The following is a 14179-nucleotide window of genomic DNA, read 5'->3' as shown; positions in this document are numbered from 1 at the left end:
TATGAAGAAAGTTAATGTACTGATTGTTGATGACTCTGCATTCATGCGACGTATTCTGACAGATATTTTGAATAAAGATTATCGGATCGAAGTTGTCGGGACAGCCCGTAATGGGAAAGATTGCCTTCAGAAGATGGAGATGCTGAAACCTGATGTCATCACACTGGATGTTGAAATGCCCATAATGGATGGTTTGGAAGCTTTGGATCATATTATGAAAAAAAATCCGAAGCCTGTCGTCATGGTATCAAGTCTGACTAAAGAGGGTGCCGAAAGTACGGTTAAGGCTATGAGTCTTGGTGCTGTTGATTTCATCCAAAAACCATCAGGATCGATTTCACTGGATATGGAAACTGTGGACAGTCATATCATCAAAAAAGTTCTGGTTGCAAGTGACGCGAATGTCGTCACATGTGAACAGCCGCTCCTCCATAAAAAAGTCCCGTTGCCTGATGATTATCAACTTAAAGGTAATCTTGTAGCTATCGGAACTTCCACAGGTGGTCCGAGAGCACTTCAACAAGTATTGACTTCACTGCCAGGTGACCTTCCCGCGCCGATTGCAGTCGTCCAGCATATGCCTAAAGGATTTACAAAGTCACTGGCTGACCGGCTTGATAAACTTTGCAGCATTCAGGTGAAAGAGGCAGAGCACTTAGAGAAGTTGATAAATGGAACGGCTTATATTGCCCCGGGCGGGTATCATATGCACGTTCGTCAGAAACAGAATGAATTAGTCATTGAATTGGATGAATCTGATCCAGTCCATGGTCACAGACCTTCGGTGAACCGGTTATTTTCCTCCCTTTCCCAATTGAAAGGCATCTCGACTACATCGGTTGTTATGACGGGAATGGGAGCGGATGGAGCTGAAGGGTTATTTGAACTTAAACAACGAGCAGGGGGGACACACAGTATTGCTGAAGCTGAAACCTCTTGTGTCGTTTACGGCATGCCCAAAGCGATCGTTAAATCAGGTCTGGCTGATGAAGTTAGAGAACTTAGGGATATCAGCCGAAGTATCATAGAGTCGCTTCAAATAAAAAGGGGGTAGAAGTAATGGAAATAAATCAATATTTAGAAGTTTTTATCGATGAAAGCAAAGAACATTTACAAGCCATTAATGATCATCTGTTAGTTTTAGAGAAAAATCCACAAGACATTACGATTGTAAATGAAATATTCCGCTCTGCACATACACTGAAAGGTATGTCCGCGACGATGGGATATCAGGATTTATCCAATTTGACGCATAAGATGGAAAATGTGCTGGATGCTGTCCGAAATGAAAAAGTGTCAGTGGATGAAAATATCCTTGATGTCGTTTTTGATTCTGTCGATGACCTTGAAGCAATGGTCATTGATATTGCAGAAGGGGGGACTGGGGAAAGAAATGTAGAGAAGGTGGTCCATCTCCTTCAATCGATTGAAAATGGAGAGTTACCTACAACGAGTACTATCCCACACGAAGAGCCGATCGATGCTCATAATATGGCTTCAAATGAACTTCAAATTGATGAATTCACCTCTGCTGTATTGGAGCAATCCTCTGAACAGGGCCAAAACAATTTTCGGGTGGAAGTCGCTCTAAGGGAAGATTGTTTACTGAAAGCGGCCCGTGTGTACATGGTTTTTGAAATTCTGGAACAATGCGGTGAAGTCATCCACTCGCAGCCGACTGTTGAACAATTGGAAAATGAGGAATTCGAAACGAGCTTTACCGTTTTATTAATTACGGGAGAGTCTGCTGAAGAAATCCAAAATAGAATAAATAAAGTATCAGAAATCGATCATGTTCAGGCGGGTGTTTTTGAAGCTCCTTCCCGCCTCGAAACCGGGAGGGAGGCAGAAACGGAATCTGCTGAACAAACGGCAATCACTAAAACAGAAACAAAGGCAGATATGCAGAAGCAAAACAGTGGAGAAAAGGAAACCAAACAAGTAGCGAATAAGACTATCCGAATTAATATTGATCGCTTAGATGTGCTTATGAATTTATTCGAAGAATTGGTAATTGATCGAGGGCGTCTGGAGCAAATTTCAAATGAATTAAAACATAGCGAATTGCAGGAAACGGTAGAACGTATGACGAGAATCTCAGGTGATTTGCAAAGTATCATTTTGAACATGCGCATGGTGCCTGTCGAACAAGTATTCAACAGATTTCCGAGAATGGTGCGTCAGCTTTCAAGGGATTTGAACAAGAAGATTGACTTAAGCGTTGTGGGTGCAGAAACAGAACTTGACCGGACAGTTATCGATGAAATCGGTGACCCTCTCGTCCACTTGTTAAGAAATGCTCTTGATCATGGAATTGAAAGTCCTGATGTGCGCGAATCCAAAGGGAAATCACCTACCGGGAAATTGGAATTGAAAGCCTATCATAGTGGAAACCACGTTTTTATAGAGATTTCGGACGATGGCGGTGGCATAAATCGGGATAAAGTAGAGCAGAAAGCAATCGCTAACAATGTCGTAACAGAAGAACAAGCGTACAATATGACTGATTCCCAAGTTTTTGAACTAATCATGGAAAGCGGCTTTTCCACAGCAGATATCATTTCTGATGTTTCAGGAAGAGGAGTGGGACTCGATGTAGTTAAGAATACGATTGAGTCGCTTGGAGGCAACATATCCATTGACTCTGTGCCGGGTGAAGGCAGTGTGTTTTCCATACAGCTTCCACTGACACTATCGATTATATCGGTCATGCTCGTAGAAGTGCAAAAGGAAAAATATGCCGTGCCGTTATCATCGATTATCGAAACAGCAATTGTTAAAAAAGAAGAGATTATGCATGCCCATAATAAGAAAGTGATAGATTTCCGTGGGAAAGTGGTACCACTAGTCTTTTTGAAAGATATTTTAGAAGTACCTGAGACTTTAGAAGAAGATGATTATTACTCTGTAGTCATAGTCCGTAAGGGAGATAAAATGGCAGCCCTCGTTGTAAATTCCTTCATAGGACAACAGGAAGTAGTTCTGAAATCACTTGGCGATTACCTCTCTGGAGTATTCGCGATCTCAGGAGCAACGATCTTAGGTGATGGCCAAGTCGCATTAATTCTAGACAGCAATGCATTGATTAAATAGTAGGAGGGATGAAAGATGTCTGAACAAGACAAGCAAATGTTGAAAGTAATCGTCTTTCAAATCAAAGACGAAGAATACACCATACCCGTTGAGCAAGTCGGCTCCATTGAAAGGATTATGCCGATCACCCGTGTTCCCGGCACAAAACCTTTCGTTAAAGGTGTGTTGAATTTGCGCGGGGTGGTCACTCCGATTATTGACCTTCGAGAAAGGTTTGAGATTGAAAGTACTGATAATACTGAACAGACGCGAATCATAACAGTGACTATTCAAGGCCTCAACGTCGGATTGATCGTGGATGCTGCCAATGATGTCCTTGACCTTGATGAGTCTACTATTGAACCTCCCCCTGAAGTTATCGGGACTGTTGAAGCAGAATACATCCAGGGGGTAGCTAAATTGGATCAACGTCTTCTCATTCTATTAAACTTGGAAAAGGTACTCTCCAAAGAAGATGTCCACCTTTTGAATAAGGTTCATGTTTAATACAAAAAGGTTTGATGGAAGATTGACTTCTTTTCATTTGGATGTATTGAAGGAAGTCGGTAATGTCGGTGCTGGTCATGCAGCTACTTCATTATCCAAGCTATTAGGGCGCAAGGTTGATATGCATGTTCCAGACGTCCAGGTGGTGGATTTTGATGAGGTCATGGAATTAGCAGGCGGAGCGGAAAGGGAAATGGTCAGTATTTTCTTAAGAATAGAAGGAGATGCACCTGGGAGTATGTTCTTTATTCTTCCTCCTCAGCAGGCGAATCGCTTTGTAGCGCTTCTTACGGGTGTGACGAATTTCGGGGAAAACCATGAAGAGGATGCTGAATTGGCTTCCTCAGCACTGCAAGAACTAGGGAATATCCTTTCAGGCTCCTATTTAACGGCACTCAGTGATTTTACCGATCTGTATCTTTATCCTTCTGTTCCTTCATTATCCAGAGATATGGTGGGGGCGATTTTAAGTACGGGTTTGATAGAAGCATCGCAAGTGAGTGATCACGCAATCGTCATAGAAACATCTTTATCAGATGGAGATACACAGACGGACGTGATGGAAGGCCATTTCTTCTTGTTCCCTGACCCGGATTCATATGGTGAAATATTCCATTCCCTTGGAGTCCCTGGTCATGAGTAAAGTAGCAAGATTAGTGAGAGTTGGAATCGGGGATATGGACATTGTGAAAGCACCTGATCGAATCCGCACTTCCGGTCTGGGCTCATGTGTGGGAATTATCCTTTTTGATGAGGTGAAAAAGATCGGGGGGATGCTGCATATTATGCTGCCTGATTCTTCCATGGCAAAGAAAATAACGATGAACAGGGCGAAATATGCAGACACGGGTATAGCTGATCTTTATGACCAGATCACCAACACAGGGGCGCTCCCTTACCGCGTACAGGCAAAGATAGCTGGCGGGGCACAAATGTTCCAATTCACATCTTCCAGTGACATGATGAGAATCGGCCCGAGGAATGTGGAAGCAGTGAAACAAAAGCTAGCTCAACTGAACATTCCAATCGTAGCAGAAGAAGTCGGTGGGAAGAGTGGGAGGACGATTGAGTTCGATCCTGAGACGACTCAGCTAAATATCAGAACAGTAAATCGTGGAGAAAGTGTGATTTAATGATAGGTTCTGCATTGTGGAATCTCATTGCGGCGATTTTGGGTTTTATCTTTGTGTTTTTTATTAGTTTTCAAAGTACTTCCTTTGAAACAGCGATCATAAGAGGCACCATATGTTTTTTCTCGTTTTTCTTAATAGCATTTCTGTTTCGGTTTGTTTGGGCGGCAATTGCGGTTGATAAAAGGAAAGAAGATCACAGTCTAAATGAGAATCCAGAGGACTCTCTTTCTTCTGAGCCGTCTGAATCTTCAGATGGGTTCGACGCAGAAGGAACTTCAAAAATGATTCGAGACTTAATGAAGGAAGATCAGCAATAAGGATAGTTAAAAATATTCAATGAATAAAGGAGCGGGGATGATTACAATGGCCAGCTGTTTATCTCCTCAGGAACAACATTGGTGGGATTTATGGACAACGGAACAGGATGGAGAAGCTGCGAATCATTTAGTTCAACTATATGATTATTTAGTGAGTTATCATGTGCAGAGAATTTCTGCGCACCTTCCGAAAAGTGTGAGTAAAGATGATGTTAGAAGCCTGGGAATGTTAGGCCTGTATGATGCATTGAAGAAGTTCGACCGCACAAGGGATTTGAAATTCGACACCTATGCTTCATTCCGGATCAGAGGTTCAATCATGGATGGATTAAGAAAAGAGGATTGGCTGCCAAGATCGGTAAGAGATCGCTCAAAAAAAATCGAGCAGATGGCTGAGCAACTGGAGCAGCAGCTGCAGCGGCCGGCTACATCCAAAGAAATCGCTGATGAGCTCAATTTGAGCCAGCAGGAAATAGAAGAAACCGTAAAAGATTCTTTATTTTCCAATGTTCTTTCAATGGAAGAAAAACCGAAAGACGGAAGTGAAGATCATAAAGAAGGGATCGGATACTCCATCCCGGATGATCAGTCACATACACCCTCTGAATCAATCGTTAAGCAAGAGAATTATAAGGAATTAGCAGTAGAAATCGATCAATTGAATGAAAAGGAAAAACTCGTCATCAGTTTGTTTTATCATGAGGAGTTAACACTTACAGAAATCGGTCATGTTATGGAATTGACAACATCTCGAATTTCACAAATCCATGCAAAAGCTATCTTCAAACTTAAGCATGCATTGAAAGGTATGATGGATGTATAAAAGGGAGGAAGATTGATGCAGCAGGAAGAATATAAGGTTATTGTTTCACCAGATAAGATGGAAGCTGTCATTCATTTTTCCTCCGTGGACTCCGTTACAGAACAAGTGCTGTCGGATCTCCTTAAGGGTGAGGGCATCACTTTTGGTATCAAAGAAGAGGTCATTCGGATGTTAGTGGAAGAACCACCACTCACAGAGGTGGAAGTCCTTGTCGCCAAAGGGATAGAGCCGGTAGATGGAGAAAATGGGCGCATCATATTTGACAAACCTATGACAATGGAAGTCGATCAAGAAGAGAAGGCCAGCTTCCGAGACATTATTGCTATTCCGTCAGTTTCAAAAGGAGATCGAATTGCTCGTATCGAACCTCATACCTCAGGTGTGCCAGGAAAAAATGTTTTCGGCGAGGCCGTTCAACAGAAGCCAGGAAAAACACCGAACCTACGTGCTGGAAAAAACACGACCTACGATGAGAAAGAAGCAGGCTTTTACGCTGAAATAGATGGTCAGTTGAGTTATAAGGATCGGGCGATTCAAGTGCAGCCGCTATTTGAAGTTCGAGGGGACTTGGATTTACATACAGGCAACCTTGATTTTATCGGCTCCATTGCAATCAGAGGCAACGTCCCGACAGGATATAAAGTGAAAGCTGCAGGTGATATAACCGTTTATGGAATGGTAGAAGCTGCTGAACTTTCAGCTGGAGGTTCTGTTCATATTTCTGACGGGGTTTCAGGGTTAGGGAAGGCAAGGATTACCGCTGGTGAGGATGTTCGTATCGGCTACATCAATCAAGCGGTTGTAGAAGCCGGACAAGATTTATTTGTTGAAAATTCCGCTTTACATAGCCAGTGTGTTGCCCACCGCAGTGTATACTGCCAAAAGGGGAATATCATAGGAGGCACAACCTCAGCAGGGAATCGTGTAGAAGCTCAATCCATAGGCAACCGTATGCATACCCCGACCGGCATTTACATTGGAGTGAACAAAAAAGTAGAAGAGAAGCAAATGAAGCTCAATCAAACATTAAAAGCAAAGATGGAGCAAAAGGAAAAGCTCGTACAAATAGGAAAATCCCTGGAACGAAAGCGCCTCAAGCAAGGTGAACTTTCAGCTAAAGAACGCATTACTTCTTTAAGACAGAGAAGTTCTCTGGAGAATAATGAAGAAGAAATCTATGAACTTGCTGAGCAAATGAAGTCTATGAATTCTTCCATTGGGGATTTGGATGATGCTTATTTAAAAGCAGTAAAAAATATACATGCTTTCACTAATGTAGGATTCGGAAAGTATGTTCTTCGTGTCGATGTAGATCATACAGATGTTCATATGATCTTGGATAGTGGTGAAATCGTAATTAAAGCAAATAGATAAGTAGACGGCCTGAATCTTATCCGGGCATTTTTTTACAATAGGATGGTTGTTGGCAGGGAACTAAGTCACATCCCGACGGAGACTCCCCGCTCTGAATGATTCACCACAAGCCCCTCCCTAACTGATTTCCCACTTAGGATTCTTTAAAAGCGGTGCCCCCTCCTCAGCTGACCGTGAAATTGTTAAGAAATCCTGAAGAGAACACAATTACATAAATTATGAAAATGAAGGAGAGAGGGTGATTGAATGACTGTTTTTTTATTGGTAGTCAGTTTCATAATAGATGGTGTATTAGTTATGGCGTTGTTTGCCATGATGAAAAAAGTAAGGCAAGCAGAAGAACTGGAACTTAGACAGAAACAAGTGGCTTCTGAAATAGAGGATCTATTCACTTCTTATCTAATGGAAATCAAAGAAGAAAACAGGCGTATGGGGGAATGGGTCACCCAGAAAAAAGATAAGCAGGAAGCTGAAGCGCATGTGATGGAATCAAACTCTAAGGAAACGGATGAAACAATGGAAGTCTCTGAGAGTAAAGATTATACACCGCCGGAACCCGTTGAAGACGGAGAAGTATATCAACCATCGATTCATTCTCAAGTTTTTGAATTAAAAAAAGAAGGTTATACTATAGAAGAGATCGCCAAGCAACTCAATAAAGGTAAAACTGAGGTTGAGCTTCTTTACAAATTTCATCAAAAAAGTAACAAAAAAACTTGAACACACCTGACTCTTATGGTATATTTACTGACGGTGTCAATACACACGCCTTTGGATTCTTCAGTGAGGTTGCTCTTTTATTAAAGAGTTCACAGAAGGAAATGAATGAGGCGGAGGATACTAAAAAAACCAAACAGGAGGAATTATCATGTCTGTAATTTCTATGAAACAGCTATTAGAAGCTGGTGTTCATTTTGGACACCAAACCCGTCGCTGGAACCCGAAGATGAAGAAGTACATCTTCACAGAGCGTAACGGTATTTATATCATCGACCTGCAAAAGACAGTCAAAAAGGTGGATGAAGCATTCAACTATGTGAAAGATGTCGCTGCTGACGGTGGTAACATTCTTTTCGTAGGAACAAAAAAACAAGCGCAGGATACAGTGCGTGACGAAGCAACTCGTTGCGGCATGTATTATATCAACCAACGTTGGTTGGGTGGAACGCTTACTAACTTTGAAACTATCCGCAAACGTATCAATCGTTTGAAAGATATCGAACGTATGGATGAAGACGGTACTTTCGACGTACTTCCTAAAAAAGAAGTAGTTGATATGCTTAAAGAAAAAGATCGTCTTGAGAAATTCCTTGGCGGTATTAAAGAAATGAAGAAACTTCCGGACGCAATGTTCATCATCGATCCTCGTAAAGAGCGTATCGCAATTGCTGAAGCTCATAAATTGAATATTCCAGTTGTAGGTATCGTTGATACAAACTGTGATCCAGATGAAATCGATTATGTCATCCCAGCGAACGATGACGCAATCCGTGCTGTTAAATTGTTGACTTCAAAAATGGCTGATGCTGTACTTGAAGCTAAACAAGGGGAAGAAACAGAAACAACTGAAGAAACAGAAGCTGCAGTAGAAGCTGCTCAAGAGTAAGAAGGGTCTAAAGGTGATAAGGGGGTATACCTTTATCACCTTTTTTAAAGGGTATTTCCTTTATCATTCAGCTCTGCCGTAACCAAATTCGGTAGGAGGCTCGCGCTATTCTCACTTGTATATTAATAAGGAGGCATTACAATGGCTATAAATGCAAAAATGGTAAAAGAACTTCGTGGAAAAACAGGTGCTGGAATGATGGACTGTAAAAAAGCACTGACTGAAAACGATGGTGACATGGACAAAGCAATCGAATGGTTGCGCGAAAAAGGTATCTCTAAAGCACAGAAAAAAGCAGATCGTATTGCTGCTGAAGGTTCCGCTGCTATTGAAATTTCCGGTAACACGGCTGTCCTTTTCGAAGTGAACTGTGAAACAGACTTCGTAACGAAAAACGACACGTTCAAACAACTTCTGAAAGATCTAGGCCAACACCTGGTATCTCAAAAGCCTGCAACAGTCGAAGAAGCTCTTGAACAAAAACTTCATGGTGATGGAGAAGTACTTAGCAGCTACATTACTGATCGTGTAGCAAAAATCGGTGAGAAACTTTCTCTTCGTCGTTTTGTCATCAAAGAGAAAACGGATAATGACGCGTTTGGTGCTTACCTTCACATGGGTGGGAACATTGGTGTTCTTACTGTCCTTGAAGGTTCCACTGACGAAACAGCTGCGAAAGACATTGCCATGCACGTAGCGGCTGTGAACCCTCGTTATGTTTCTCGCGATGAGATTCCTGAAGAAGAGGCGAACAGTGAGCGCGAAATGCTGAAGACTCAAGCGATGAATGAAGGCAAGCCAGAAAACATCGTAGAGAAAATGGTAGAAGGTCGTTTGAATAAATTCTTCGAAGAGATTTGCTTGTTAGACCAAAGCTTCGTTAAAGATCCAGACCAGAAAGTTAAGCAATTCGTAGCTTCTGCCGGTGGTAAAATCACTGGTTTCGAACGTTTCGAAGTTGGCGAAGGTATGGAAAAACGCGAAGAAAACTTTGCTGATGAAGTGATGAGCCAAGTTAAAAAATAATGATAGTAAAGAATAGGGGACACTGTCGGTGTTCCCTATTTTCAAAAATGCTACATAGTTGCATAGCACCCTATGAGCAAAAAAAGCGAATATAAGAATAGCAAAACACACGGGAGGTTACTATGACAACTGCTCGCTATCGTCGGATTGTATTGAAACTAAGTGGAGAGGCTTTGAGTGGGGAAGCTGGATTCGGATTGGAACCCAGCATTATCAAATCAGTCTCTCGTCAAGTCAAAGAAGTAGCTGAACTTGGGGTAGAGGTCGCAGTCGTAGTTGGCGGCGGGAACATATGGCGTGGGAAGGTCGGAGCCGAAATGGGTATGGACCGTGCCAATGCTGACTATATGGGAATGCTCGCGACTGTCATGAATTCTCTGGCCCTTCAAGACAGCCTGGAAAACGTAGGTATCCCAACCCGTGTCCAAACTTCTATCGAAATGAGACAAGTAGCGGAACCATATATTCGGAGAAAAGCGATCCGTCATTTAGAGAAGAAACGGGTGGTGATTTTCGCCGCAGGTACAGGTAACCCGTACTTCTCGACAGACACAACCGCAGCTCTCAGAGCAGCTGAAGTAGAAGCTGATGTCATCCTGATGGCAAAAAACAATGTGGACGGAGTCTATACGGACGACCCGAAAATTAATGAAGATGCAGTGAAATACGATGAACTTTCCTACATGGATGTTCTTAACGAAGGTTTAGGAGTTATGGATTCTACAGCATCATCGTTATGTATGGACAACGATATCGATTTATTGGTATTCTCTATTACAGAAGACGGAAATATCAAGAAGGCCGTAATGGGCGAAAATATTGGAACCATTGTAAGGGGGAAATAATCATGTCTGAAGCCGTGATTAATGAAACGAAACAACAAATGGAACAAGCAGTACAAGCTTTCTCTCGTCAGCTTGCTACAGTAAGAGCAGGTCGTGCAAATCCTGCTATTCTCGATAACGTTTATGTGGATTACTATGGTGCTGCGACTCCAATGAAGCAACTCGCACAAGTATCCGCACCGGAGCCTCGTTTACTTGTCATTACACCATATGATAAGTCAGCGATTGCTGAAATCGAAAAAGCGATTCAAAAAGCTGATCTAGGATTGTCTCCTTCCAGTGATGGTAATGTTGTTCGCATTAATATCCCAGCACTGACAGAAGAACGCCGTAAAGATCTTGCGAAAGTAGTCGGGAAGTACTCCGAAGAAGCGAAAGTACAGGTCCGTAACATTCGCCGTGAATCCAATGACCGTTTGAAGAAAATGGAGAAAGACGGAGACTTGACAGAAGACGATCTTCGTTCTTTCCAAGATGATGTTCAGAAAGTCACAGATCAGAACGTAGATAAGATCGATCAACTATCTAAAACTAAAGAAGAAGAAATCATGGAAGTTTAAGTTTCTTCTTTCTGAATATGCCATAAGGTGTATGAGCCGCGCTGTAGATGTTTGGCAGCGCGGTTTTAATTTTGTACCTTTCATAAGGGCTCGGCATATTGTACGATTTTAGTATATAATAGTAAGATGGAAGAAACGGACTGGAGGATTAAACATGCCAATCAAGTTTCCATTTACCAAAAGTAAAAAACAACCACAATCACAGCCTCTAGGACTTGATTATAACCATTTGCCTCAACACGTTGCCATCATTATGGATGGGAACGGACGCTGGGCGAAGAATAGAGGGATGCCTCGGATTGCTGGTCACAAAGAGGGCATGAGTGTCGTGAAGCGTATTGTACGTTATGCTTCAGATGCCGGGGTGAAGGTCCTTACACTTTACGCTTTCTCTACAGAAAATTGGAAACGTCCTAAAAATGAGGTAGACTTCTTAATGAAGTTACCTGTAGATTTTTTAAATACATATTTGCCTGAACTGATTGAGAGGAATGTTCAAGTCCGCACGATCGGTGACTTCGGAGTTTTACCGTCTCATACTCAAAAGGCGGTCCAAGAAGCGATGGAGAAAACAAAGCATAATGATGGGCTTATTCTTAATTTTGCTCTGAATTATGGAAGCCGCTTCGAGATGGTCCATGCAGTCAAGCAAATAGCATCAAAAGTCAAAGATGGAGAATTGGAAACTTCAGACATAGATGAAGAACTTTTCTCTTCAGAGCTCTATACTTCTGAATTGATCGAACCGGATTTATTGATTCGTACAAGTGGTGAACAAAGGCTGAGTAACTTTTTACTGTGGCAGTTGGCTTATGCAGAGTTTTGGTTTACCGAAGTATATTGGCCTGACTTCAATGAGAGTCACTTTGAAAAGGCTCTCTATGATTTCCAAAATCGCAAACGTCGATACGGCGGAGTATAAGGTGTGAAATAAAATTTATGAAACAAAGAACAATTACAGCAGTTGTTGCAGCACTAATTTTTATACCGATTGTCATGCTCGGAGGATGGCCTTTTAAAATATTTGTTTACTTAATAGCGAGCATTGCCTTATTGGAATTAGTACGCATGAAAAAAATCGCAAGGTATTCCGTAGCGTCCGGCCTTGGTCTTGTCTTGATGTGGGCTTTAATGTTCCCTTATGAAGTCCTCGACGGATCTGTGGAAATCGGTAACATCATTACAAAATCAGAGATCACATTGCTTGCTGTCTTGATATTACTGAGTTATACCGTTTTGGTGAAAAACCGTTTCACATTTGATGATGCAGGATTCCTCCTTCTGTCTGCGATATACATCGGCATGGGCTTCAATTATTTGATGGAAACAAGGTCAAGCGGCTTGGAGTATATCTTCTTTGCATTATTTATTGTCTGGGCCACTGATACCGGCGCATACCTGTTCGGCCGCTCACTCGGAAAGCACAAGCTTTGGCCGCAGATCAGTCCTAAAAAAACAATCGAAGGTTCAGTAGGCGGCATTGTCCTTGCCTGTATAGTGGCGGTTTTATTTCAATATTTCTATCCACTCGATCACTCTCTCATCGTCGTCTTGCTTGTGACGATTCTGGTATCTATTGCCGGTCAAATCGGAGACTTAGTCGAATCTGCTTTCAAACGGCATTATGCCGTCAAAGATTCAGGTAAGATTTTACCAGGTCATGGAGGAGTGCTAGATCGGTTTGATAGTCTTATTTTCATACTGCCGATCCTTCACCTCATCAACTTCATTGCTGCGTAAACGAGAGGGGAATCTAAGATGAAACAAGTATCATTATTGGGAGCTACAGGATCTATCGGGATTCAAACTCTTGAGGTCATTCGGTTACACCCTGAGCAATTTTCTCTTTATGCTATGGCCTTCGGGAGAAATATAGAAAAAGCTCTGCCTTTGATCCGTGAGTTCAAACCAACTATCATTGTCGTCCAGGATGAAGCGACTAAAGTGAAATTAAATAAAGAAATCGACCATCAACAAGTATTTTGCGGCGGAGAAGGTTTAATTGAAGCCAGTATTGCCGATTCTGTTGATGTGGTCGTTAATGCAGTGATGGGGAGTGTGGGGTTACCTGCCACATTGAAAGCTATTCAAGCAAAGAAAATCATTGCTATCGCAAACAAAGAAACATTAGTGACAGCCGGCCACCTTGTCATGGAGGAGGCTCGCAAGCATCAAGTTGAGCTTTTACCGGTTGACAGCGAGCACTCAGCCATTTACCAGTCATTAAATGGAGAAAAGAAAAGTGATATCCAGAAGTTGATCATAACGGCTTCAGGTGGAAGCTTCCGTGATAAAAGCCGTGAAGAATTGGCAGGCGTCTCTGTCCAGGATGCTTTAAATCATCCCAACTGGAGTATGGGAGCAAAGATCACTGTGGATTCAGCTTCAATGATGAATAAAGGTCTTGAGGTCATAGAGGCACACTGGCTTTTTGATGTGCCTTACGAACAAATTCATGTTATTCTTCATAGAGAAAGTGTCATACATTCGATGGTGGAGTATGTGGATCGGAATATCATTGCCCAGCTGGGTACACCTGATATGAAGGTGCCGATACAATATGCACTGACATACCCTGAACGTCTGGATCTTCCGATTACAGAACATCTCAACCTAGAAGATATTGCCACACTGAACTTTGAGAGAATGGATATGGAGCGCTTCCCTTGTCTGCGGATGGCTTTTGAGGCTGGGAAAGCCGGTGGGTCTATGCCTACAGTATTGAATGCTGCTAACGAAGAAGCCGTGCAATTGTTCCTGGAAGGGAAAATTTCTTTCCTGGATATTGAAAAATACATTGAACAAGCGCTGGAAAATCATGATAGGATTCATAACCCGGACTTGTCTACCATAATTTCTATTGATGAGGAAACTAGAAAGAGCGTCCGTTTCCATTTAAATTAAAAGGAAGGTGCT

General features: G+C 42.2%; 15 protein-coding genes. All 15 read left to right on the top strand.

The window, feature by feature from the left end:
- Window position 1 precedes the first annotated feature (1 nt).
- The 15 genes from HLI_RS01550 to dxr all read left to right on the top strand — a co-directional run bounded on the left by HLI_RS01550 (window position 2) and on the right by dxr (window position 14167).
- A complete protein-coding gene (locus HLI_RS01550) occupies window positions 2–1054 on the top strand; it encodes a protein-glutamate methylesterase/protein-glutamine glutaminase (protein ID WP_128522743.1) in 1053 nt (350 codons plus the stop codon).
- 5 nt (window positions 1055–1059) lie between these two features.
- A complete protein-coding gene (locus HLI_RS01545; protein WP_128522742.1) occupies window positions 1060–3093 on the top strand; it encodes a chemotaxis protein CheA in 2034 nt (677 codons plus the stop codon).
- 15 nt (window positions 3094–3108) lie between these two features.
- The gene (locus HLI_RS01540; RefSeq protein WP_128522741.1) at window positions 3109–3579 is read left to right on the top strand and encodes a chemotaxis protein CheW; all 471 of its coding nucleotides are present in this window, start codon (window positions 3109–3111) and stop codon (window positions 3577–3579) included.
- A complete protein-coding gene (locus HLI_RS01535; RefSeq protein WP_128522740.1) occupies window positions 3572–4222 on the top strand; it encodes a chemotaxis protein CheC in 651 nt (216 codons plus the stop codon). The genes HLI_RS01540 and HLI_RS01535 overlap by 8 nt, the downstream gene beginning before the upstream one ends.
- Complete coding sequence (locus tag HLI_RS01530) at window positions 4215–4712, top strand: chemotaxis protein CheD (RefSeq protein ID WP_206659633.1); 498 nt, start codon at window positions 4215–4217, stop codon at window positions 4710–4712. The genes HLI_RS01535 and HLI_RS01530 overlap by 8 nt, the downstream gene beginning before the upstream one ends.
- 363 nt (window positions 4713–5075) lie before the next feature.
- Window positions 5076–5852 (top strand): FliA/WhiG family RNA polymerase sigma factor, encoded by a 777-nt coding sequence (locus tag HLI_RS01525; RefSeq protein ID WP_128526785.1) that lies wholly within the window; start codon window positions 5076–5078, stop codon window positions 5850–5852.
- A 15-nt stretch (window positions 5853–5867) separates the two neighbouring features.
- Window positions 5868–7226 (top strand): flagellar assembly protein A, encoded by a 1359-nt coding sequence (locus HLI_RS01520; RefSeq protein ID WP_128522739.1) that lies wholly within the window; start codon window positions 5868–5870, stop codon window positions 7224–7226.
- Window positions 7227–7472: 246 nt separating this feature from the next.
- Window positions 7473–7946, top strand: a complete 474-nt coding sequence (locus HLI_RS01515) for a DUF6115 domain-containing protein (protein ID WP_128522738.1) — start codon at window positions 7473–7475, stop codon at window positions 7944–7946.
- Window positions 7947–8094: 148 nt separating this feature from the next.
- Window positions 8095–8832, top strand: a complete 738-nt coding sequence (gene rpsB / locus HLI_RS01510; RefSeq protein WP_128522737.1) for a 30S ribosomal protein S2 — start codon at window positions 8095–8097, stop codon at window positions 8830–8832.
- A 141-nt stretch (window positions 8833–8973) separates the two neighbouring features.
- Window positions 8974–9858 (top strand): translation elongation factor Ts, encoded by an 885-nt coding sequence (tsf, locus tag HLI_RS01505; RefSeq protein WP_128522736.1) that lies wholly within the window; start codon window positions 8974–8976, stop codon window positions 9856–9858.
- A gap of 122 nt (window positions 9859–9980) precedes the next feature.
- Window positions 9981–10703 (top strand): UMP kinase, encoded by a 723-nt coding sequence (pyrH, locus tag HLI_RS01500; protein ID WP_128522735.1) that lies wholly within the window; start codon window positions 9981–9983, stop codon window positions 10701–10703.
- A gap of 2 nt (window positions 10704–10705) precedes the next feature.
- The gene (gene frr, locus HLI_RS01495) at window positions 10706–11263 is read left to right on the top strand and encodes a ribosome recycling factor (RefSeq protein ID WP_128522734.1); all 558 of its coding nucleotides are present in this window, start codon (window positions 10706–10708) and stop codon (window positions 11261–11263) included.
- Between the two features lie 154 nt (window positions 11264–11417).
- Window positions 11418–12185, top strand: a complete 768-nt coding sequence (locus tag HLI_RS01490) for an undecaprenyl pyrophosphate synthase (RefSeq protein WP_128522733.1) — start codon at window positions 11418–11420, stop codon at window positions 12183–12185.
- A 17-nt stretch (window positions 12186–12202) separates the two neighbouring features.
- The gene (locus HLI_RS01485; RefSeq protein ID WP_128522732.1) at window positions 12203–13003 is read left to right on the top strand and encodes a phosphatidate cytidylyltransferase; all 801 of its coding nucleotides are present in this window, start codon (window positions 12203–12205) and stop codon (window positions 13001–13003) included.
- Window positions 13004–13021: 18 nt separating this feature from the next.
- Window positions 13022–14167: a 1-deoxy-D-xylulose-5-phosphate reductoisomerase gene (gene dxr, locus HLI_RS01480; RefSeq protein ID WP_128522731.1), complete on the top strand. Its 1146-nt coding sequence runs from the start codon at window positions 13022–13024 to the stop codon at window positions 14165–14167.
- The last annotated feature ends 12 nt before the right edge of the window (window positions 14168–14179 follow it).

The sequence above is a fragment of the Halobacillus litoralis genome (assembly GCF_004101865.1).
GTDB classification, from domain to species: Bacteria; Bacillota; Bacilli; order Bacillales; family Halobacillaceae; genus Halobacillus; species Halobacillus litoralis_A.
The sequence above is the reverse complement of the archived record's forward strand: the minus strand, read 5'-3'. Positions and strand labels throughout refer to the sequence as shown.